Genomic DNA, 21,453 nt, shown 5'->3' with positions numbered 1-21,453 from the left:
GGCCACAACAGGAAGGTCTACCCGCCATGACCGATACTCCGTCCATCGTCCTCACCGTAGCCAATCGTAGCTTCGAAGGCGTCGACGTAGAGGCCCTCGCCTCCGCCCTCAACCTGGGTGTTCGTCGCCTGGACTCCACCGACATCGCCGCCATTCTTAACAGCTCCGCAGATGCTTCTGCGGAGCTGTTTGTGGGTTCGGGCAATCTCCACCGCGACGCTGAGATTGCCGCCGCGCTCGGCGCGGGGCTCATTATCGTCACCCCGGAGGACACCGTCGGCGATGCCGTCGCTCTCGCCGTCGAAGAGTCTGAGGCGCTGCAGGCGACCGTGCTGGGCACTGCCACCGGCTCCGGGCTGGTGGACAAGGCACCAGAGTTTAAGGCGGCGCTCGAATCCGCTGCTGCCGAGCTGGCGCCCGTGATGTCCGCGCCGGTCTTCGAGCACCAGCTGCTGGCGCAGGCCAAGGCCGCCGGCTCCCATATCGTTTTGCCGGAAGGCGATGACGATCGCATCCTGCAGGCCGCACACCAGCTGTTGGCAGACGACGTCGTCAAGCTCACCATCCTGGGCGAGCCGGAATCCATCAACGCCCGCGCCGCCGAGCTCGGCTTGGATCTGTCCAAGGCCACGATCATCAACCATCTGGACTCGAAGTACACCGAGGAATTCGCCGCGGACTTCGCTGAACTGCGCAAGAAGAAGGGCGTGACCATCGAGCAGGCCCGCGAGACCATGCAGGACATCTCCTACTTCGGCACCATGATGGTGCACAAGGGCATCGCCGACGGCATGGTGTCTGGCGCCGCGCACACCACCGCACACACCATCAAGCCCTCCTTCCAGATCATCAAAACCGCGCCGGGTTCGTCGGTCGTGTCCTCCATCTTCCTCATGGTCATGCCGGGGCGCCTGTGGGCTTTCGGCGACTGCGCGGTGAACCCGAACCCGACCGCTGAGCAGCTCGGCGAAATCGCCGCCGTTTCCGCCAAGACCGCGTCCCAGTTCGGCATCGACCCGCGTGTGGCCATGCTGTCCTATTCCACCGGCACCTCCGGAACCGGCCCGGACGTGGACCGCGCGGTGGCCGCCCTGGCCAAGGCCCGCGAGCTGGACCCGGAGCTCAAGGTCGACGGCCCGCTGCAGTTCGACGCCGCCGTGGACGCGGGCGTCGCTGCGAAGAAGATGCCGGAATCCGAGGTCGCGGGCCAGGCTACCGTGTTCATTTTCCCGGATCTGGAGGCAGGCAACATCGGCTACAAGACCGCGCAGCGCACCGGCGGCGCCCTGGCCGTGGGCCCTATCCTGCAGGGACTGAACAAGCCGGTCAACGACCTCTCCCGCGGCGCCACCATTGCAGACATCGTCAACACTGTGGCCATTACCGCTATCCAGGCTGGCGGTGTTTCATAAATGGCTTTCGTTCTCGTCCTCAATTCCGGATCGTCTTCCATCAAATTCCAACTGGTAGACCCGAATCAAAGCGCCACTGACAAGCCGGAGGTCTCCGGCCTGGTGGAGCAGGTAGGGGAACCGCTAGGCGCCATCACCGTGAAGGTGCGCGGCGAGGAAATCCGCGAGGAGCTCCCCATTCCCACGCACGCGGACGGCTTAGAGCGCGCGTTCGGCATCATGCACGACCATGGCGTGGGCCCCACCGACGTGGAGGTCACCGCGGTGGGTCACCGCGTCGTGCACGGTGGCCGCCTGTTCAGCGAACCGCAGCTCATCATGGACCAAATCGAGTCCATGATTGAGGACCTCATCCCGCTGGCCCCGCTGCACAATCCGGCGAACCTGGACGGTATCCGCGTGGCCCGCGCTCTGTTGCCGGACATCCCGCACGTCGCGGTGTTCGACACTGCGTTCTTTAACCAGATGCCGCCGGCGGCTGCGCTATATGCCATCAATAGGGAAGTGGCCTCGGAATACGACATCCGACGCTATGGCTTCCACGGCACCTCCCACGAGTTCGTGTCGCAACAGGTCCCCGGCCTGCTAGGCCGCGACCCGAACCATACCCGGCAGATCACACTGCACCTGGGCAACGGTGCGTCGGCAGCGGCGATTGCCAACGGCCGCGCCATCGACACTTCGATGGGCCTGACCCCGCTGGCAGGCCTGGCCATGGGCACCCGTTCCGGTGACATTGACCCGGGCATCATCTTCCATCTCGTCCGCGAGGCAGGCATGTCCATCGATGAGATCGACAACCTGCTCAACCGTGAGTCCGGTGTGAAGGGCCTCTCCGGGGTCAACGACTTCCGTGAGTTGCGCCGCATGATTGATGAGGAAGACCAGGACGCGTGGCTGGCGTACAACATCTACATTCACCAATTGCGTCGCTTCATCGGTTCCTACATGATCGCTCTGGGGCGCGTGGACGCCATCACGTTCACCGCCGGCGTTGGTGAAAACGACACCGAGGTGCGCCAGGACTCCCTGTACAACCTGGACATGTACGGCATCCACTTCGACAAGGAAGCTAACCTAGTGCGCTCCAAGGAGCCCCGCATGATCTCCACTGCGGACTCCCCGGTCAAGGTATTTGTGGTCCCCACCAACGAGGAGCTCGCCATCGCCCAGAAGGCCACCGTTATTGGCGACATGGCCCGCGAAGCAGGGTTGTTTAACTAAATTTAAACAACTACCCGTAAGGAAAAACAACCACCCGTAAGGAAAAACAGCCAGCTGGAAGGAAAACCGCCTAGTAGAGCGTAACTGGGCGGACCTTGTTGGCTAGGTCCACCAGCTCGTAGCGGTGACGGCTGAAGGGGGCCTGACGGGCGAGATCGCGCAGCGTGTCCGCCAGGCCGTAACGGATCCCGTCCTGGGTGAACGCGTACTCAAACAGATCGTTGGGGCTCGCCGCCGCGTCCACGCTGGCGTCGCGCAGGAAGTTCAGCCCCGCGGACAGCACCGCGATCTTGATCTGCAGGAAGCGCGGCTCGTTCGTAGGAATCTCCTCCAAGCGGCGGGCCGCGCGGCGAATCCGGGACTCCGTGAGGTCCTGACTAATCAGCTGCAGGATGCTGGTCAGACGCGCCATGCGGTAATGCCGCGAAGCATTGGGAACCTTATCCAACGTCATCACCGCCAGCTCCAGTTGCTGCTCCGCGCGCAGCTGCCGCGCCAAGCCGAAGGCCGAGGACACCGTGCTTGGATTGGCCAACCACACCAGGCCGTAAAGCCGCATCGAGTTAAAACGCAAACGCTCCGGGTCCGTCGTGACGTGGTTCCAGAAGGACTCATCGTCATCGAAGTCCGAGTTATCCAGATCCGCCAGGTTCTCCGCCAGACCGGAGGTGGCGCGCGCCAACCGCAGGGAGATCAACTCAGCCTCGTTGAGGGAAAGTTGCTGCAGCAGCAGTTCGTTCACCGCCGCAAGCGCCAACTTTGGGGCAGGCTCGCCCGGGAGCAGTGACAGTGTCACCGCGAAATCCTTCTGCGCCTGCGCGTAGTTATCGCGCATGAGCTCGGCGAGTCCGGAATACCAATGGTATCGCCAATCATTGCCCAGCTTGGTGGTCAACGAGTCCAACCATTCCCGGGCCTGTCCCGTATAACCGAGATCCAGCATCGTGCGCACCACGCCGAAGGGGATTTCGGCGCTTTCGGCGTACTTCGGCGTGGTCATCGCCTGGCGGAAGGTTTCCAGGGCTTCCTGCGGCTCGGCGTAGGAGGCGCCCTGCATGAGTGGGGCGCCCACGTCGTCGTGATCGAGCAGTGGGATGGGCAGCGCGGAGACCACCTCCGGCGCGGTGATGCGCACCGTGCGGTGGATGCCGTCGATTAGCTGGTCCGTGCGGAACACCAGGTGCTTGGTGCCAAAGGTGGTGCGCTGCGGGGAAAATAGTGAGTGCTGCGCCGGGAACTGCCGCCCGTCGCGTTCCGCAATGACCTCACGGAGCACTCCGTACAACTGGGTGCGCAGCTCCGCCACTGACTTAAAGCGCTTGTCTCTGTCCGGGTGGGTGCAGCGCAGCAGCAGCCGGTAAAACGACAGGTGACGGCGCAGGTCTGGTTCTTGCGAAGGGTTGGGGAGGCCGGGGGCGTACGCGCCATCGACGGTGGGCAGCCGCAGTGTCAGCGCCGCCAACGTGCGGCCGACCGTGTAGATATCACTGGCCACTGAAGGCCCGTCGGAGGAAACCTCGGGGGCCTGGTAGCCGCGGGTGCCGTAAATGAAACCGAAGGCATCGATGCCCGAGACCGCGCCCAGGTCAATGAGCTTGACCTGGTCCTCGGTCACGATGATGTTGTCCGGCTTGAGGTCGTTGTAGACCACCCCGCGCGAGTGCAGATAGTCCAGGGCCGGGAGGATCTCCAGGACGTAGCCGATGGCGATGTCGATCGGAAGCAAACGGTTGGCTTCCTCGTTGCGGCGGTGGCGTAGCGACGGCCCGCCAACGTACTCCATCACAATGAACCCGCCGGGCACCCGGGGGTCGTCGATGAAGTTGAAAATCTTGACGATACCCGGGTGCGTGATGTCCGCCAGAAACTCCCGCTCCGCCTCCGCGGCGGCTTGTTCGTCCTTGTTGGTTTGGGCCTGCATTCCCTTGAGTACCACCACGCGGTTGGACACAAACTTGTCCTCGGCCAGGTAGATCCAGCCCATGCCGCCGTGGGCGAGTACGCCCATGATCTCGTATTGGCCCGCCACCACGTCGCCCTGCGTCAATTGCGGTGGCGAGATGTGTTTGTCCTGCGCCACCTTCGCGGCGTCGATAAGCGCATCCTCGGGCTCTTTGGGCACGAGGTAGGGGAGGTTGACCATGCCGTCGGCCACGAAGCGACCCTGGCGGCGGTGGCGGCGCCGCTTGCGGAACGTATCCAGCGCGGCGCGGCGCGCCCGGGTGGAGGTGTCTTCCTGCCCGGCCAGGTCGTTCTGCGACGTCTCCTGCAGCGACTGATCGCGCAGCTTGCCCAGATCCTCCAGCAGCGCCGCAAGGTTGTCCGGGTCCTTAGTCTGGATGCCCGTGGGCGCGGTCACCGGGTCATCGTCATCGGCGAAAGGGTCGAATAACACCGCCTCGGTGCCCGTGCTGGAGTCCTCGGCCGCCGGTTCGCTTGGCGACGTCGCTGCAGTGCGGTCGGCAGGATCCGCCGGGTTGCCGTCGTGGGGCGTGCTCACTTTTCCTCCTTCGCGTCTGTGTCCTTGTAGTGCGCCGCGGGCATCGCCTCGGCGGGTAGGAACTCGCCGAACCACTTGGTGTAAAGCTCGTTCCACGTGCCGTCGCGCCGCAGGCGCTCGAGCGTCGAGTTGACCTGGCGGACTGTTCCCCGAGCGTGGTTGGCGCCGTTAGGTTTGGCCACGCCCACGCCGTAGTCGTCGGTGGCCAGGGACTGGCCCACGATACGGGCGTAGGGGTCTTGCTGCGCCATGCCGGAAAGAATCGTGTCATCGCTGAGCACGGCATCCGTCTGCCCGAGTTGCAGGGCCATGAGGCAATCACTCCAGGAGTCGGTGAGCAGGATATTGGCGTGTTTGGCGTGCTTGCGCGCTAGCTGTTGCGCGGTGGAGGCATCCGTGACACACACCCGGCGGCCGGCCACGTGGCGAGGCTCGGTGATGTGCGAGTTGTTGAGGACCAACAGGCGCGTCCGCGTGGTCAAGTACGGCGTAGAGAACAGCACATTCTTTTGGCGGTCCTCCGTGATGGTCATGGTGCGAATAATGATGTCCACCTTGCCCGAACTCAGCGCTTCTTCGCGTTCGGCGGATTGGATGAAACGGAAGTCCACCTTGTTGCGGTCGCCGAAGATATCCGCGGCGATCTCATGGGCCAAATCCACCTCGAAGCCCTTGAGCTGACCGGAGACGGAGTCGCGATAAGACAAGAGGTTCTGGGACTGGTCTACGCCGACCACCAGGCGCCCACGCTCGACGATGTGCGGGACACGTTCTTTGGGCTTCTTGTTGTCCGGGCGGAGTGAACCGGTGACGCTCTGGGTCTTAATCTCTTCCGGAGCCTCCACCCCGGCCGCCTCCAGACGAGTACCCGCGGGCAGCTGATTGTGCGGCCGGTAAGGGCGGGCGACGCTATCCAGCGGCACCTCTTTCTCCGTGCGTTCCTCTTGCGCCGCGTCGTCCTGCCATGGCGCCGCACACGACCCCAGCGTCAGGCTCGTGGCAACCAGGAGGGAGCCCACTGCGAGTGGGGCGCGGGGCGTCGTGAAGCGCAAGTGCCTAAACATCAGAGGTACTCCTGGAGTCGGGGACGGATGCCCAACCACACCGCGAGGATGGCGAGCACGGACAGCACCATCACTGCGACTGACACCAGCGACATGGCTTGGATGCCGCGGCCAATGAAATCACGCATTGTTGTGCGCGAATCGCCGATGAGATCAGCCATCGCGGAGTCCAGTTTGGCAAAGGACGCGGCGGCAGTGGGATCCGTGCCCGGGGGCTGCGCAGTGGTGGAGGTAATCCGCGTCGCTTCCTTGTAATCACCGCGCTCCAACGCCGCGAGGAAGTTTTGGTGCGCGGTGTCCCAATCATCGATCGCGTGATGCGCCTTGGTAATAGGAACCTGCTTCTCTGGGTGTGCGGCGACGTCAATGGCGGAGGAAGACTCGTACGCCTCCAAGGCCGCGCGCACATTCTCCGACACCTCGGAGAAAGAGTCCGCAGACTGGTTCGCGGACTCGCGGTTGACGAGCGCCAGGGTCTCGGAAGTACGGGCCTGCTGCGCCTCAATGCGGGAATTGGTGAGCATGTCCCAGGGCTGCGCCGCGGAATCAAAACCGCGCGACGAGCTGACCCAGGCCACCACGTTGGACAAACCCACCCACGATAGTGCGACGAGCAGCAGGCACGTGGCGGTGACGAATCCGCGGTTGAGCTTGCGGCGGGTCAGTCGCCACAGCCACCACTGCGCGCCAAGCAGCAAGGCGAGTGCGGCCAGCAAGCCCGACAGCGGCACCCATTGCGGATCCGTGAGGCGATCTTGTTGGTACGCCACCTTGGCGCCGGTCAGGCCGAACAGCTCCGCAGCGGCAGGGAGGATGTCCGTGCGCATGGTCATGGAGGCATTAGACATATACGCCGCGGCCACCGCGTGGCCCTGCCGGTTGTTAGTGCGCGCGGACTCCACCAGGCCGGTATAGGTGGGGAGCTTGCGGGAGATTTCGATGGTCAGCTCCCGGATCCGCTCGTCTTCCCGCGAGCTGCCCAACAACGCCTCGGAATTGGCCACGGCCGCCGTGTCCATGGCCTTGGTGTATTTCTCCCGCGTCTGGCGGGACTCCACGCCGCCCTGCACAAAGCCTGTCGACGCCACCGTATCCGCCAACGACAGCGACGTGTATAGGTTGTGCGACGCATTCGACATCGGCTCCGTGGTGGACAACAGCACGTCCAAGTCCGCCTTGCGGTCCGCCGAGGACTGCGACAGGGAGAACCCGGCCGCGCCGATGGCCAGGGTTAGCAGCACCGTGACGCTGAACAGCTTGCCCGGGGTGGTGAGCGCGAAGGAAAGGATGCGGCGGATGGCGCGCGCCGGGGGAGCGAGCGTGCCCAACAGCAGGCGGGTGGTGCGCCCGTAGACCGGGGTGGTGGGTGTCAGGGCGTCGTCAAGCCAACGATCGTCAAGTTCCGCGGTGGTCTCCCGGCCGGGATCCTCGTCACCGCGGATTCGCTGGGGCGCATCGGCTGGCGCGTCGGCTGACCGCTTCATTCCCCACAGTTTAGCGCACGCCACACCCCGATTTGTGGAGTGCGCCACTCCCTGGGTTGGCAGTTCGCATTAGGGTGGAAAGAGGTAGAAAAAGAAAGGTCTTGTGATGACTGAGATGCCCGACATGTCCGCGATACCTGAGTCCGGCAGCGGCGACGTCCACGGCGTCGGTGCGCCCCGCGTCATCCCGGGGTCCGGCGACGGCTGGTCCGCCGGGCCGAACGGCTCTACGGTGTGGGGCCGCTGCGGCGCCGCCGGCCTCTTCCTCATTGCCACCGAGCACGACGAGGTGCTCCTGCAGCACCGCGCCGCGTGGACGAGCGCAGGCAACACCTGGGGCATCCCGGGCGGCGCGCGCGACATGGGGGAGACCGCGGCGGAGGCCGCCATCCGCGAAAGCATCGAGGAATGCAGCATCGATCCGGAACTCGTGGAGGTCCTCGATGTGGTGGTCACGGCCGGGCCATTCGCGGCGGACCCCGCGCGCCCGGAGCTTCCCGGCGACTGGACCTACACCACCGTCATCGCGCGCACTACCAGCGGCAACCGCATCCCCACTGTGGCGAACGAGGAGTCCTACGAGTTGCGCTGGGTGGGATTCGACGCGGTGGAGGCTCTTGATTTACTGCCCGCTTTCCGCAGCGCATTCCCGGAATTGCGCAGGCACGCCGGGGAACTGCACGGGAGAAATTAGAAGGTTTGTGGCAACCTGGTAGCCATGATTCAAGTAGAAGGCCTGACTAAGCAGTACAAAGCTGTCCGCGCCGTTGACCACCTGGACTTCACCGTGGAACCCGGTCACGTTACCGGTTTCCTGGGGCCGAACGGCGCGGGTAAGTCCACGACCATGCGGATGATCCTGGGCCTAGACAAGCCCACGGCGGGAACCGCCACCATCAATGGCAAGCGCTACCGGGAGCTCAAGAACCCCCTGCGTGAGGTCGGCGGTCTTCTCGACGCCAAGGCTGTGCACCCCAACCGCACGGCGGCGAATCACCTCAAGTGGATGGCGCAGGCCAACGGCATCCCCACCAAGCGCGTGGACGAGGTCTTGGGCCTGGTGGGCTTGAGCAACGTCGCGGGCAAGAAGGCCGGCGGCTTCTCCTTGGGCATGGGCCAGCGCCTGGGCCTGGCGGCGGCGCTGCTGGGTGATCCGGGCACCCTGCTTCTCGACGAGCCCGTCAACGGCCTCGATCCCGAAGGCATCCGGTGGGTGCGTTCCCTGGTCCGCGGCCTGGCCGCGGAGGGGCGTTCCGTGCTGGTGTCCTCCCACCTGCTCTCGGAGATGGCGCTGACTGCCGATCACCTCATCGTGATTGGTAAGGGCAAGCTGGTGGCCAACATGCCAACCTATGATTTCATCAAAGCGCACTCCGCGGCCAACGTCATTGTCCGTGCAGAGAATCTGCGTGAGCTGGCGAACGCGCTGCGGTCGCGCAACGTGGCCTTCCAACCGGAGAAGGACCAGGAAGGCCGGGACACCCTGGTGATCCCGGAGCGCTCCACCGATGAGATCGGCCACCTGGCTCACGAGCTCGGCGTGCCGCTGCAGGAGTTGAGCCTGCACCGCGCCTCCCTGGAGGACGCGTTCATGAAGATGACCGAGGACGCCGTGGAATACCGCGCGGATGCCCCCGCCACCGCTCGAGCTGACGTCCCGCAGGCAGGCAACCAGCCCGCCTCCGCGCAGGCCGCGAACCCACAGGCGCAGCCTGCACAAGCTTCCCAGTCAGGTCAACCGGCACAGCCAGCGACGGACGCGCCCGCTGAGTCGCGCGGCCAGCACCGCGGTCGCAACGGTGCCGAAGGTGGCGGCGAGACCTATACGGTGGAACAGCTGCTCGCACAGCACAAGGCGTCCAAGGGAAAGGGGAACTAAGCCATGAATCTACTACTTTCGGAGTGGACCAAGCTCCGCACCACCAAGACCTTCTGGTGGACCACGGCACTGTTCTTCATCTTCGCGATCGCATGGGCGGTCCTCATGGCGAAGACCGCCACGATCCCCGAGCCGGACCCGAACCTCCCGCCGGAGTTCCAGCAGACCGGCCCGCCGCTCACCTCGGATACCTTCACGGCCATCATTTGGATGATGGGTTTGCCCGTCTTGCTTATTCAGGCCATCATGATGGTGACCACGGAATACCGCCACAAGACGCACACCATCACTATGACTGCCACCCCGGTGCGTTGGAAAGTAGCGTTGGTTAAGCTGCTGCTGTACGTGGTTCTCGCCGTGATTTTCGTGGAGTTGGCTTTGCTCATCTCCTTTGGCTTGGGCGAGCTATTGGCCAAGCCTGAAGTCGCGGACCTCTACGACCCCTTTGATGAGATGGCCAAGCGCGCCCTGTGGACCTTCCCCCTGGCCACCGCCCTCATCGTCGTATTCGCCCAGGGCATGGGCTGGCTGCTGCGCCAGACCGCCGGAGCCATCGCGCTGTCGCTCATCCTCTACATGGGCATTGACGGTCTGCTGCAGATGATTCCCAAGGTGGGCGAGAAGATCGTGAACTTTGCGCCGTTTACCTCCCTGAACAACTTCATCATGGAGGTCGACGTAGAAAGCGCGCCGTGGGGCGTGACCGGCAACCTGGTGGTCTTTGCCGTCTGGGCCGTGGCCCTGTGGCTGCTGGGCCTGTTCATGCTCGAGCGCCGCGACGTCTAAGACCACGAGTACTCACACCGCGGCGCCCCACGCGGGCGTCGGAAAGCGCCCGGCCCAGCGGCCAACTCAGTGGCCGGGCAGACCGTGCCTTGTACAAAACCGCCAGAAGTCGAAAAAGATCGCCAGAAATGTCGAAATCTCGCAGTTTTATACAAGCGGCCCCGTCATCGTTGTCTACTGCAACGCCGAGGTCAGGCGCATGGCGTTGTCCACGTAGCGGCGGATAAAACCGCGCTGGTTCCATTCCTCCAAGGTGAGCTCGTGGCTGACGCGGCGGTAGTTCTCCGCCAGATCGTCGAGGCCATCGATGATGTCGCCCTTGGCGACCAGCAGCGTGGTCTCATAGTTGAGGCCAAAAGAACGCATGTCCATGTTCGAGGAGCCGAACATGCCCAGCGGGACGTCTTCACCGGGGTCCGCCAGCGCGAACTTCGAGTGCAGCACGAAAGGTTCCGGGAACTGGAAGATACGGATGCCCGCCTCCAGAAGCGCCTGGTAGTACGAGGACTGCGCGTGGTGGACCATGAATTGGTCCGCCTTCTGTGAAACGTAGAGCTCCACTTCCACGCCGCGGTAGCTCGCGGAGGTGACCGCGTCCAGCAGTGACTCATCGGGCACGAAGTACGGCGAGCACAGCACCAGGCGCTTCTTCGCGTGGTGCACCAGCGAGTTGTAGGCGCGCAACACCGGCTCCGTGTTGTAGCCCGGGCCGGACGGGACCATCTGCAGGTAGTTGACGTCGTCTTCGTCCTCCGGGTCGTCCACGTGGGCGGTGACGTCTAGTTGCTCGTCGGACTCGATGTACCAGTCCACCGCGAACACCGCCTCCACCGACGAGACGATGGGGCCTGTCAGCTCCACCATGTAGTCGATCCACTGCAGTGCTGAGGTGCTCTTCCACGCCTTGCGGTAGCCGCGCTCGACGAGGTTGATGGAGCCGACGAAGGCGGTCTCGCCGTCCACGCTGACCAGCTTGCGGTGGTTGCGCAGGTCCGGGCGGCGGAAGCGGTAGTTCCACGGCTGGATGGGCAGCATGAGTCGCCAGTCCACGTCGATCTCCGTCAGGCGTGTGCCCAGCTTGCGGTACAGCGGGTACTTGTACGAGCCGATCTGGTCCAGCAGCACCTTGACCGCCACGCCGCGCTGGCGGGCGCGGGCCAGGGCCTGGAACAACACGTCGGTCGTCTCGTCCCAGGCTACGATGTAGATCTCCACGTACACATACTCTTCCGCGGTGTCGATGACCTCGGCCATGCGCCGGATGGTCTCGTCATAGTCGGCGTGGATGCCGCGGTTATGCCCCACCACTGCGGGAAAGCCCGTCAGTCGCCGGTTAAGCCGCACGATGGAGAGCAGTTCCGGGGCCAACGCTGGGTCGGGGGCGTCTGGAACGTCGGCCTGGACGTCCTCGATCATTGCGTCCGCTTGCTGCTGGATGCGGTGGCGTCGCTGGTTGATATACGGCGAGCCCATGAGCAGGAAGAGCGGCAGGCCCACGAACGGGAGCAAGAGAATGGCCAGCAGCCACGCGGTGGAGCTGGAGGGGCGGCGGCCTTCCGGCACGAAGCCCACGGCGATGACCTTGATCAAAAAGTCCAGCGCGCCGAGGAAGAACTGCCACCATGTGACATCCACCGAGAAGATCATGGGGTCCTACCGCACGGAGTCGAAGTCAAAGACGTTGTAGTCAGCCACCAGGGGAGCATGGTCCGAGGTTTTCTCGCCGCCGCGTTCGGTGAGATCGATGAACGCCCCCGTCGCCTGCGCTGCCAGTGGTGCGGAGGCGAGCTGGAAGTCAATGCGCATGCCCTGGCCCTTGTTGAAGCGGAAGCCTTTGTAGTCGAAGTAGGTGTATTGCTGGTCGGCGGTGAATTGCCGCGTGACCTCCCGCAATCCGGACTCCTCCAGCATCTGGAATGCCGCGCGCTCTGGCTCGGTGACGTGCGTCTTGCCCTCGAAGAAGCCACGGTCCCACACGTCCTCGTCGCGCGGTGCGATGTTGAAATCGCCGGTGATGAGGAATTTGTCCTGCGCGCGGGTCTCGGCATAGCGCGCCAGGGCGTAGAGGTACTGCAACTTGTAGTCGTAGTGGCGGTCGGTGATCTCGCGGCCGTTGGGGATGTAGAGTGACCAGATTTCCACGCCGGAGATCTCAGCACCGATGGCGCGGGATTCCAACGCCTGCTCTGCCTCGGGGTCTTTGGCAAAGCCGGGCTGTTCCGGGAAGGACGTCCGCACGTTGTCCGGCTCCACTGTGGACACGATGGCCACGCCGTTCCACTGGTTCGTGCCGTTGTGCGCCACGTGGTAGCCGGCCGCCTCAAACTCGGCGTAGGGGAACTTCGCGTCGGCGGTTTTGGTTTCCTGCAGGCACAGTACGTCGATGTCGTGGGCCTTGAGCAGGTCGATGACGCGGTGGACGCGGGTGCGTACGGAGTTGATGTTCCAGCAGGCGATGCGCATGGGCAATACAGTACTACTTTCCACTCGCGTTCGGGTTGTCACCTGCGGCGTCGCTGTGTCCGGCCTCGGGCACGGCGCCGACAAAGGTTAAGATAACCCGGCGGTGGTGCTCGAGGAAGTCGGCGAGCGCTCCGGTGAGCAGCTCGGGTGTTGCGTCATGCTTGTCGACGACCCGGGCCTCCGGCTCTGCTTCACCGCTGTCGGGCGCCGCGTGGGGTGCGGCGCGCTCGCCCACGTGGTCTGCGGGGACGAAGACCAGCTGTTCTCTTCCGGCTTGCCAGCGCCCGGAGTTTAGCAGCCGCTCGGCGGGCTTGCCGATGCGCTCCGGCATGACGAGCGCCGGCGTGAGGCCCTGTGCTACGTAGTGGGCGATGATTTCGTCCTCGGGCACGGGCTCGAAGCCCGCGGCCCGGCCGAGCGGAACCGCGGCGTGCGGGCCGAGCAGCCATTGGCCGTTGGCGGTCCACTCCGCCGCGTCCACACCATCGGCCGCGGCGGGCACGCCGGACTCCCGCACGGCGGCGTCGGCAAGCGCCTGCTCCACACGTCGGATATCGGAGTTGCGGATCATGCGCGGGCTGAGCTTTTTGATGATCTGCACCTGCTCGGCGGGGATGGCCACCTCCTCGAGTGCGGAGGGGTAGCCGCCGACTTCCTGCGGACGGATGGTCAGTGGCGCGAGCGCGGTGACGTGGCCGATGACGTCGGAATGCGTGACGTTGGGTGGGGCGCCGAAGCTGCGGCGGCACACCACGCGGTCGCCGATGGCCACCTCGTCGGAGCGGAAAATGCGGCTCATGGTGCGACGCTATTCGGCGGCGGAGGCGTCGTCGTGGCCGAAGGGATCGGCGGTGTCGCCCGGTAACCAGGTCAGGCCTGCCTCGGTCCACCCGTTGGCTTTGATGGTCTTCTTGGCCTGGCGCTTGTAGCGGCCGATGAGCGTGTCGGTGTAGACGAAGCCGTCGAGGTGGCCCACCTCGTGCTGGAGCATACGGGCGAAGAAGCCGTAGCCTTCGATGGTGATCTCGTTGCCCTCTTCGTCCAGGCCGGTCACGCGCGCCCAGTCGGCGCGGCCGGTGGGGAAGCCCTCGCCCGGTACAGAGAGGCAGCCCTCGTCCTCGGTGCCGTCGTCCGCCGGCATGGTTTCCGGGATCTCACTGGTCTCCAGTACCGGGTTGATGACGCAGCCGCGACGCATGCCGCCGTCTTCCTTGTCGGTGCCGCCGGGGCCGTCGGTGTCGGGGCAGTGGTAGACGAAGAGTCGTTTGCTCACTCCTACCTGGTTGGCGGCGAGGCCGACGCCGTGGGCGGCCTCCATCGTCTCGTACATATCCGCGATGAGCGTGTGCAGCTCGTGGGAGTCGATGGGCTCGGTGACGACGTCGGTGGGGTTGTGCAGCACGGGGTCGCCGTGGATCACGATGGGGCGAATGGTCATGGCCTACAGTGTAGTTATGTCCGAGCTGAGTGAAGAAGATGCCCGCATTTTGGATGTGGAATCCACCCCGGTGCGCTCGGTGGCGGCGAAGGAGGAGCTCATTAGGGCGCGGTTGCAAATGACTCCGGTGCGTTATTACCAGCGCCTCAATCAGCTTCTGGACGTTCCGGCGGCCCAGGCAGCCTATCCGGTTCTGGTGGGGCGCCTGCGGCGGATTCGGGATTCGCGCGAGGCGGAACGCCACGCCGGGAGGGCGCTGCGCCGATCCGAGTAGCGGACACATTAGAGTGACCGTTGTGACTAATGTGAATCCTGATAAACCGAACCGTACCTCGTCCTCGGGCTCCGGCGCCCACGCCGTCCGGGGCTCCGGCGCCGCCGGTGCCTCCGGCCTCCCGTTGCGCGGTTTTGCCCTGGTCCTGCTTGCCGTCGCGGTGGGCTTCGGTCTCTGGGCCCTGTATTCCTTTACCCAGGGCGACAAGGCGGGCAACGACGCTATTAACGCCGCTAATAACTCTTCCGAGCAGGCCCAGGCGCAGGACGCCGCCAACGGTAGCGACGGCGCGCCGGCCAACGATGCCGCCGGCCAGGGCGATGACGCTCAGGGCAGTGGTGCCGACGGCGCGGCATCCGGCGCGAACGGCGGTGCCAAGGCCTCAGGCGGCGCCGACGCTGCCGCCGCCCCGGCGGAGGCCGGCGCCCCAGAGGCCGCGCCGGGCGAGTCCGGTGGTGCTTCTGCCGGTGCCGGCAGTGCAGCTGCAGGTGTGGCGGGCGCGGACGCTGCGTCCGTGGCCGATTACAAGCTCATCGTGTTGAACAACTCCACCGTCAAGGGGCTGGCGGCCAAGAAAGCCGATGAGTTCATGGATAAGGGCTACAAGGTCACCGAGGTGGGCAACCTAGCCGACACCATCCTGCCGGAGACCACCGTGTTCTTCCCCGAGGGTGACTCCGCCGCAGAGTCCGCGGCCAAGACCTTGGCTTCCGAGGTGTCCGGCGTCGCGCGCTCCACCGCTGACGAGCTGCCAGAAGGAGTGGAGGAGACCGACGGCCTCATTGTCGTACTCACCGCGCAGTAGAGCCGTAGCTCGACGCTGTAGCTCGACCACGACGGGCGGAAAGCTTCAGGGAAGGAACCCCTGGGCTTTCCGCTCCTTTTTTATTCAGTGACAACGTGCCCGGGGATTCAAGCTCAGCTCGCTTTGCTAGGTAATTCTATGCATTTTCCCTTTATTTTTGCAGCGTGCACGCAATAGACTTTCCTTGTGAAATCAGTAGACCTCGACTTTGACCGTTCCCCTGAGCCCACCCTCGGGGTGGAATGGGAGGTCGCCCTAGTAGATCCTGAAAACTGGAACTTGGTGTCGCGCGCAGAGGAGGTCATCGACGAGGTCCGAACGCGGCACCCCGAAATCCACGTGGACAAAGAATTCCTGCGCAACACCGTGGAGATGGTCACCGACGTCTGCACCACAGTTCCGGAAGCCATTTCCCAACTGGAGGTCGCCCACCACGCGATCAAGGAGGTCGCGGAGGAAAAGGGGATGCGCTTGTGGTCCGCAGGGGCGCACCCGTTCGCGGACTTCCGCGAGGACCTGGTGGCGGACAAGGAAAGCTACCGCGAAATCATTGAACGCACCCAGATCTGGGGCAAGCACATGCTGATCTGGGGCACCCATGTCCACGTCGGCATCAGCCACGAGGATCGGGTCTGGCCCATCATCAACGCCCTGATGACCAAATTCCCGCACCTACTGGCACTGTCCGCGAGTTCGCCGGGCTGGGATGGGATGGACACCGGCTATGCGTCGCAACGCACGATGCTCTACCAACAGCTGCCCACCGCGGGCATGCCGTACCAGTTTGAGACGTGGGAGCAGTGGCAGGGGTTTTTGAAAGATCAAGCCACCTCCGGAGTCATCAACCACACTGGCTCGATGCACTTGGACATCCGCCCGGCGGCCACATTAGGCACCATCGAGGTGCGCGTATGCGATTCCAGTTCGAACTTGCGGGAAATCTCCGCGCTCGTCGCCTTGGTGCACTGCCTGGTGGTGTATTTCGACCGCATGGTGGACGCCGGCGAGGAGCTCCCTATTCTGCAGCAGTGGCACGTGGCGGAAAACAAGTGGCGGGCCGCGCGCTACGGTCTGGATGCGCTGATCATCACCACCCGCGACACCGAGGAACGGTGGGTGACCGACGAGATTCGGGATCTGGTGGCCACGCTTGCCGACGTCGCGGGGGACATCGGTTGTGCGCGCGAGCTCGCGCTCGTGGAGGAAATCCTCGACCGCGGCGCCAGCTACCAACGGCAGCGCGAGTGGTTCGCAGACAACGGTGGGGATTGGTGCGACGTTGTGGCGCGTACCGCTGCCGAGATGGACGAGCTGCGCCCGCTGGACGCCGAATAACGGGGCGCGTCCGCGGCGGCCTGCAGCTAGTGCCTAGCTTGCCGACGTCCCGGCAGCTCGCCGCTTCCGGGATGTGGTGAGGTACGACAACCCGCCGCCGAGGCCATAGGCGGCGATAAATGCCACACCAGCGCCTGTAAACAGCAACTCGCCCCATGGAGCGAGGGCATCAATTTTGTGCAGTTCTGAATAAGACAGGCTCTCAAACACCGGCTCGGAGACGAAGGGGAACAGCACCGCGGCCGATGCCAGCAGCGAGAGTGCTCCCGCCACCTGGCTGCCCAAGACACCGTGCAGACGGGCGCCGAGCCTTCGGTTGAGCTCGATGAGCACCACGAGCGCCAGAGGCATGACCCACACCCAGTGGTGGTACCAGGAAAACGGCGAGATCAAGCAGGATGAAATGCCCGTCAGCGCCATGGCCAGCGAACGGTTGCCGCGGCGCTGCGCCACGTACACCGCCAGGACCGTCAGCACCACCACGACGCCCGCGCACACAATCCACACGGGGCCGGACGTGATACCGAGAACGCGCTCCAGCACGGAGCGGAGGTCCTGCGCGCCGGGATTGGTGTGTTCGCCCACGCGGGAGGAATTGAAAATCGCGTCAGTCCAAAAGCTGCTGGCGTCTTTGACCACGAGGAAGCCGATGCCCACCGTCACCGCGAAGGTGAGGGCTGCGCCAAGTACCGCGGACCACCGGCGCTCAGCGAGAAAAGCGAGCCCCAGGTACGCCGGGGTCAGCTTTAACCCAGCGGCCACACCGACGCCGATGCCGGGCAGGCGCCGCTTGGCCGGCAGGAAGTCCAGGGCTACCAGCAGCATGAGGAAGACATTAATTTGCCCGAAGTACAAGGTGCCGTGGGCGGGTTCGGTGGCCAGCATGGCCACAGTGAACAGGGCAGTGAGCAGGACGGAGCCGACGCCGCGGAGGCCGTGCTCGCGGGCCACCATGAGCAGCACCGCCCACAGCGCCACGGCCATGCCGCACTGCCACACGACGATGAGCCAGTTCTTGCTCAAGTAGGTCAGCCCCTGGAATACCGCGCCGGCGAACGGCGGGTAAGTAAACGGCAGACGACCGTAGAGCGAGTCATCGTATAAGGCTTCGCCGCGGCGCACCTCTGCCCCGCCGAGTTGGTAGATCTTTAAATCGATGGGGACCCGCCAGCCTAGGGCGCTGTGGCCGTCGAAGATGGAGAAGCGGTAGAACACGACGACCAGGAAGGCGCACAGCAGCACCAGGATTGTAGGCGTGCCGGCTAGTTTCTTCACGAGGCTAAAGTGTACGCCCAGTGCCTTAAAATTATCGAGAATTACCCCTGCGCATAGACTTGCCCGCCGGGCGGTCGTTGCGGCTCATGTTCTCATCTGCGGCGTAGAGACCCTCGCGGCGGGCAATACGGGACAGGCGTTGCGCCGTCACTGGCGTGGTCATGGCCGCGAAGATGCCCAAGACCACCAGAATTCCTAGGTCGCTGCGGTGGGAGACCTCGAATTCTGGTGACCCCACGACGCGGATGAAGGAGCCGACGAGGGTCAGCAGCAGGCCGGTGGTCTGTGGCTTGGTGACCGCGTGGACGCGCGACATGGTGTCTTTGAAACGCACCACGCCAACCGCCGCGGAGAAGATCAACAGCGAGCCCACCAGGATCAAGGTCAGCGAGGTGATGTCTGCGATGAGGTTCCAGTTCACTGGTTATCCCTCCTGCGGAAGCGAGTGACGGAGACGGTGGAGATAAATCCCAGCAGGGCCACCACCAGCATGGCGTTGACCACCGTGGTCTCCAGCGTCCAGCAGATATAGGTGGCCAGGGCACACTGGAAGATGGCCACGAAACCGTCCATGCCCACCATGCGATCCAGCGAGTTGGGGCCCACGATGATGCGCCACGCCATCACAAAGATGGAGATGGTGATGAGCGCCGCGGCAATCGTCAGCCCCAGGTTGTAGATGTCCGGGTTCATACTCCACGCTTCCTTTCAAAGATCTCGATCATGCGGCGCTCCAGCGTGGCGACGGCCGCGATCTCGCGCTCGATGGCGTCCTCGTTGGGGGCATCAAGCACGTGGATGGTAAGCATGCGGTTGGCGATGTCGATGTCTGTGACCGAGCCTCCGGGCTGGAGGTTGTACAACAAGACCGCGTAGCTGAGCACCAGCTCGCTTTCCACGCGCATCGGCACGGCCAGGATGGCGGTCTTCGGCGGTGCCTCCGGGCGCAGCGCCAGCCACGCCACCTTGACGGAGGCCTGCAGCAGCTCGACCACCCACACCACCTGGTGCAGAACCAGCTTGCCCCAACTGATGTGGGTTTCGGTCACCGGCATGGCGGGCAGGGGCAAGAACAGCACGATAGCCAGCGCCACCGCGAGGCCGCCGACGACGTTCGCCACGGAGATCTCGCCCATGAGCAATAACCAAAGCAGGGTGATCCACACGACGAAGCTCGGGTGCAGGCGGTTACGCGCGCCGTCGATGCGGCGCCCGATGTGGCTGTTACTCATCGCTGCTCCTCTCCGACGTCCCCGACGGCTCCGACGCGTACTGCGGCGCAGTCGTCTCCGGCGCAGTCGTCTCCGGTGCAGTTGTCGCCGGGGCGGAGGTCGCCGGGGCGTCGTCACGCACCTCGCGGGAGTCGGCGCCGCCGTGGTAGCGCAACTTCTGATCCAGGTGGCGGGTGGGGTTGTCCGAATGGATGCCCAGCACCGCATACTGGTAAATGGAATTATCCTGGGCGGACTCCGCCGCGCGGCTGGTCACACCCGAGATAGGGCCAGCCAGGAAAGTGATGGAAACCGAGGCTGCGACCAGAGCAGCGGTGGAGGCCACCATGCCGAAGGGCAAACGGCCCACGTCCTCGCGTTCGGAGAATTCAACGGTGTCCGTAACCTCCGTGAGCGGCGCCGGGCGAGCCATGGCCACGTGCCCCTCCGGGGCGTCCTTACGGTCGCGCAGGAAGCCCTTAGACCACACCAGAACCATGACATAGAGGGTGAGCAGTGAAGTGATCACCGCGCCGCCGGCCAAGACCCAGCTGAGCCAGGAATCCTCATTGGCCGCGGCCTCCAGCAAGATGATCTTGCCCAGGAACCCGGAGAACGGCGGGATGCCGCCCAGGTTGATGGCGGGGATGAAGTACAGCAGCGCGATGACCGGCGCGGTGTACAGCAGCGAACCCAGGCGGCGCAGCGAGGACGTGCCCGCCTGGCGTTCGATGAGGCCGACCACAAGGAACAGTGCGGTCTGCACCAGAATGTGGTGCACCGCGTAGAAGATGGCGCCGCTCAAGCCCTGGGACGTACCCAACGCCACGCCAAAGATCATGTAGCCGATGTGGCTGACCAGAGTAAAGGACAGCAGACGCTTGATGTCCGACTGCGCCATCGCTCCCAAAATACCCACGAGCATCGTGGCCAACGCCACCCACATGAGCATCCCGTCGAGTGAGCCATCAGTGAACACCGAGGTGCGCATGCGGATGATGGAGTACACGCCCACCTTGGTAAGCAAGCCCGCGAACACGGCAGTGACCAGCGACGGCGCGGTGGGGTAGGAGTCTGGCAGCCAGGCGTCCAGCGGCACCACGGCCGCCTTGATGCCGAAGGCCACCAGCAGCGTGCCAAAAATCGCGGTTCGGGTGCCCTCGGGCACGTCGGCCATGCGGATGCCGATGTGCGCCATATTCATTGTGCCCACCGAGGCGTACACCATGGCCAAGCCAAAGAGGAACACCATGGACGAGGCCATGGACACCATGACGTAGCCCACGCCTGCGCGCACACGCGCCGGGGATGCTCCCAGGGTCAACAGCACGTAGGAGGCCACGAGGAAGATCTCAAAGCCCACGTAGAGGTTAAACAGGTCGCCGGCCAAGAAGGAGACGTTCACGCCCATGGTCAGCAGCATGTAGTTCGGGGAGAACACCGCCACCGGTTCGTCCTTCGAGCCGTCGCGTACGCCCTGCGAGATGGCGTACCACATCACGCAGAACAACACCACGGAGGAAGTGAAGAGCATGACTGTGGATAGCCGGTCGGCCACCAGAGTGATGCCCACCGGGGCGTCCCAACCGCCGACCTGGAGGGTCTGAATGCCCTCGATGTCGGCGACGATAACCAAGCAGGCGTCGACAAGCGCCACCAGCAGCAGCGACGTGATGGCCAGGAGGCGCTGCATCTCCGGGCGCCGGGCGAACAGCAGCGACGACGCCGCGCCGATAGCCGGGATGAGCACAGGCAGTGCAATGAGGTAGTTGATGTACGGGAGCAGCGCTGCGGACAGTGGGCCAAAGAACTCACTCATTGGCTGCTCCCTTCACTGGTTCCTCGAAAGATTCTGGGCCGAAGGCGTCACCCTTCGGCGTGGCCCGACCGGTGTCCGGGTCATCGGAGGCGTCGTGGTCCGGCTGCGCCGACGCGGTGGTCGGGCGCGCCGCCACTGCTGCGTCCTCGATGTCGTCCTCGATGACGTCATCGGTGCGGTAGCGGTACTGCCGGTACGCCAGGGTGAGGATGAAACCGGTCATGGCCATCGAAATCACGATGGCAGTGAGGATCATGCCCTGGGAGAGCGGGTCCGCTATTTGTTCGCCGTATTGCTGCGACTCACGGCCGTCAATCGGCGGTGAGCCGGAGCGCCCGCCGGACAGGAGGATGAGCAGGTTCGCGCCGTTGCCCAACAGCAGCGTGCCCAGCAGGATCTTGGTCATCGCGCGGTCCAGCATGAGGTACACGCCCGCGGCGATGAGCGTGCCGGCGGCTAAGAGGAGGAAGAGGTTGGCTTCCAT

The 21,453-nt window shown here is 64.4% G+C and carries 21 protein-coding genes; 8 read left to right on the top strand and 13 right to left on the bottom strand.

The window, feature by feature from the left end:
* The first annotated feature begins 26 nt into the window (after positions 1 to 26).
* Positions 27 to 1,412 (top strand): phosphate acetyltransferase, encoded by a 1,386-nt coding sequence (gene pta, locus H0194_RS04280; RefSeq protein ID WP_185176579.1) that lies wholly within the window; start codon positions 27 to 29, stop codon positions 1,410 to 1,412.
* Entirely contained in the window at positions 1,413 to 2,636 is a 1,224-nt protein-coding gene (locus tag H0194_RS04275) for an acetate kinase (protein WP_185176578.1), read from the top strand.
* Between the two features lie 70 nt (positions 2,637 to 2,706).
* Here H0194_RS04275 and H0194_RS04270 read toward each other — a convergent pair whose 3' ends face one another.
* From H0194_RS04270 to H0194_RS04260, 3 genes are read right to left on the bottom strand one after another with little or no spacing between them, the layout of a single operon-like run.
* Positions 2,707 to 5,136 (bottom strand): serine/threonine protein kinase, encoded by a 2,430-nt coding sequence (locus H0194_RS04270; RefSeq protein WP_246389066.1) that lies wholly within the window; start codon positions 5,134 to 5,136, stop codon positions 2,707 to 2,709.
* On the bottom strand, positions 5,133 to 6,200 hold the full coding sequence (locus H0194_RS04265) for a glutamate ABC transporter substrate-binding protein (protein ID WP_185176576.1): 1,068 nt from the start codon (positions 6,198 to 6,200) through the stop codon (positions 5,133 to 5,135). The genes H0194_RS04270 and H0194_RS04265 overlap by 4 nt, the downstream gene beginning before the upstream one ends.
* Entirely contained in the window at positions 6,200 to 7,684 is a 1,485-nt protein-coding gene (locus H0194_RS04260) for a hypothetical protein (RefSeq protein ID WP_246389065.1), read from the bottom strand. The genes H0194_RS04265 and H0194_RS04260 overlap by 1 nt, the downstream gene beginning before the upstream one ends.
* Positions 7,685 to 7,868: 184 nt before the next feature.
* Here H0194_RS04260 and H0194_RS04255 point away from each other — a divergent pair, with 184 nt between their 5' ends.
* Genes H0194_RS04255 through H0194_RS04245 form a run of 3 tightly spaced genes read left to right on the top strand, consistent with a single transcriptional unit; the run spans position 7,869 to position 10,349 of the window.
* On the top strand, positions 7,869 to 8,378 hold the full coding sequence (locus tag H0194_RS04255) for an NUDIX domain-containing protein (protein ID WP_185176882.1): 510 nt from the start codon (positions 7,869 to 7,871) through the stop codon (positions 8,376 to 8,378).
* 24 nt (positions 8,379 to 8,402) lie between these two features.
* Complete coding sequence (locus H0194_RS04250) at positions 8,403 to 9,563, top strand: ABC transporter ATP-binding protein (protein WP_185176575.1); 1,161 nt, start codon at positions 8,403 to 8,405, stop codon at positions 9,561 to 9,563.
* A 3-nt stretch (positions 9,564 to 9,566) separates the two neighbouring features.
* Complete coding sequence (locus H0194_RS04245; RefSeq protein WP_185176574.1) at positions 9,567 to 10,349, top strand: ABC transporter permease; 783 nt, start codon at positions 9,567 to 9,569, stop codon at positions 10,347 to 10,349.
* A 174-nt stretch (positions 10,350 to 10,523) separates the two neighbouring features.
* Here H0194_RS04245 and H0194_RS04240 read toward each other — a convergent pair whose 3' ends face one another.
* Genes H0194_RS04240 through H0194_RS04225 form a run of 4 tightly spaced genes read right to left on the bottom strand, consistent with a single transcriptional unit; the run spans position 10,524 to position 14,250 of the window.
* A complete protein-coding gene (locus tag H0194_RS04240) occupies positions 10,524 to 11,996 on the bottom strand; it encodes a phospholipase D-like domain-containing protein (RefSeq protein WP_185176573.1) in 1,473 nt (490 codons plus the stop codon).
* Between the two features lie 6 nt (positions 11,997 to 12,002).
* Positions 12,003 to 12,812, bottom strand: coding sequence for an exodeoxyribonuclease III (locus H0194_RS04235; RefSeq protein WP_185176572.1), 810 nt, complete (start codon positions 12,810 to 12,812; stop codon positions 12,003 to 12,005).
* Positions 12,813 to 12,825: 13 nt separating this feature from the next.
* Entirely contained in the window at positions 12,826 to 13,611 is a 786-nt protein-coding gene (locus tag H0194_RS04230; RefSeq protein ID WP_185176571.1) for a GNAT family N-acetyltransferase, read from the bottom strand.
* A 9-nt stretch (positions 13,612 to 13,620) separates the two neighbouring features.
* A complete protein-coding gene (locus H0194_RS04225; protein ID WP_185176570.1) occupies positions 13,621 to 14,250 on the bottom strand; it encodes a peptide deformylase in 630 nt (209 codons plus the stop codon).
* A gap of 16 nt (positions 14,251 to 14,266) precedes the next feature.
* Between H0194_RS04225 and H0194_RS04220 the strand changes: the two genes are divergently transcribed.
* From H0194_RS04220 to H0194_RS04210, 3 genes are all read left to right on the top strand, one after another.
* The gene (locus H0194_RS04220) at positions 14,267 to 14,524 is read left to right on the top strand and encodes a DUF3263 domain-containing protein (protein ID WP_246389063.1); all 258 of its coding nucleotides are present in this window, start codon (positions 14,267 to 14,269) and stop codon (positions 14,522 to 14,524) included.
* 22 nt (positions 14,525 to 14,546) lie between these two features.
* Positions 14,547 to 15,329: a LytR C-terminal domain-containing protein gene (locus H0194_RS04215; RefSeq protein ID WP_185176568.1), complete on the top strand. Its 783-nt coding sequence runs from the start codon at positions 14,547 to 14,549 to the stop codon at positions 15,327 to 15,329.
* Positions 15,330 to 15,515: 186 nt separating this feature from the next.
* On the top strand, positions 15,516 to 16,664 hold the full coding sequence (locus H0194_RS04210; protein WP_185176567.1) for a glutamate--cysteine ligase: 1,149 nt from the start codon (positions 15,516 to 15,518) through the stop codon (positions 16,662 to 16,664).
* 33 nt (positions 16,665 to 16,697) lie between these two features.
* On the opposite strand, the gene H0194_RS04205 is transcribed toward H0194_RS04210, so the two are convergent.
* The 6 genes from H0194_RS04205 to H0194_RS04180 are packed head-to-tail and all read right to left on the bottom strand — an operon-like array spanning position 16,698 to position 21,453.
* Positions 16,698 to 17,939: a glycosyltransferase 87 family protein gene (locus tag H0194_RS04205; protein WP_185176566.1), complete on the bottom strand. Its 1,242-nt coding sequence runs from the start codon at positions 17,937 to 17,939 to the stop codon at positions 16,698 to 16,700.
* A gap of 31 nt (positions 17,940 to 17,970) precedes the next feature.
* Positions 17,971 to 18,360: a monovalent cation/H(+) antiporter subunit G gene (locus H0194_RS04200; RefSeq protein ID WP_185176565.1), complete on the bottom strand. Its 390-nt coding sequence runs from the start codon at positions 18,358 to 18,360 to the stop codon at positions 17,971 to 17,973.
* Positions 18,357 to 18,632 carry a monovalent cation/H+ antiporter complex subunit F gene (locus H0194_RS04195; protein ID WP_185176564.1) on the bottom strand — a complete coding sequence of 92 codons (276 nt, stop codon included), beginning with the start codon at positions 18,630 to 18,632 and terminating at the stop codon, positions 18,357 to 18,359. The genes H0194_RS04200 and H0194_RS04195 overlap by 4 nt, the downstream gene beginning before the upstream one ends.
* Complete coding sequence (locus H0194_RS04190; protein WP_185176563.1) at positions 18,629 to 19,171, bottom strand: Na+/H+ antiporter subunit E; 543 nt, start codon at positions 19,169 to 19,171, stop codon at positions 18,629 to 18,631. Before H0194_RS04190 ends, H0194_RS04195 begins: the two co-directional genes overlap by 4 nt.
* Complete coding sequence (locus H0194_RS04185) at positions 19,164 to 20,969, bottom strand: Na+/H+ antiporter subunit D (RefSeq protein WP_185176562.1); 1,806 nt, start codon at positions 20,967 to 20,969, stop codon at positions 19,164 to 19,166. The genes H0194_RS04190 and H0194_RS04185 overlap by 8 nt, the downstream gene beginning before the upstream one ends.
* Positions 20,962 to 21,453 (bottom strand): Na(+)/H(+) antiporter subunit C, encoded by a 492-nt coding sequence (locus tag H0194_RS04180; RefSeq protein ID WP_185176561.1) that lies wholly within the window; start codon positions 21,451 to 21,453, stop codon positions 20,962 to 20,964. Before H0194_RS04180 ends, H0194_RS04185 begins: the two co-directional genes overlap by 8 nt.

This window comes from Corynebacterium incognita (assembly GCF_014217255.1).
GTDB lineage: Bacteria > Actinomycetota > Actinomycetes > Mycobacteriales > Mycobacteriaceae > Corynebacterium > Corynebacterium incognitum.
Note: the sequence above shows the minus strand (reverse complement) of the source record. Positions and strands in the feature narration are given on the sequence as shown.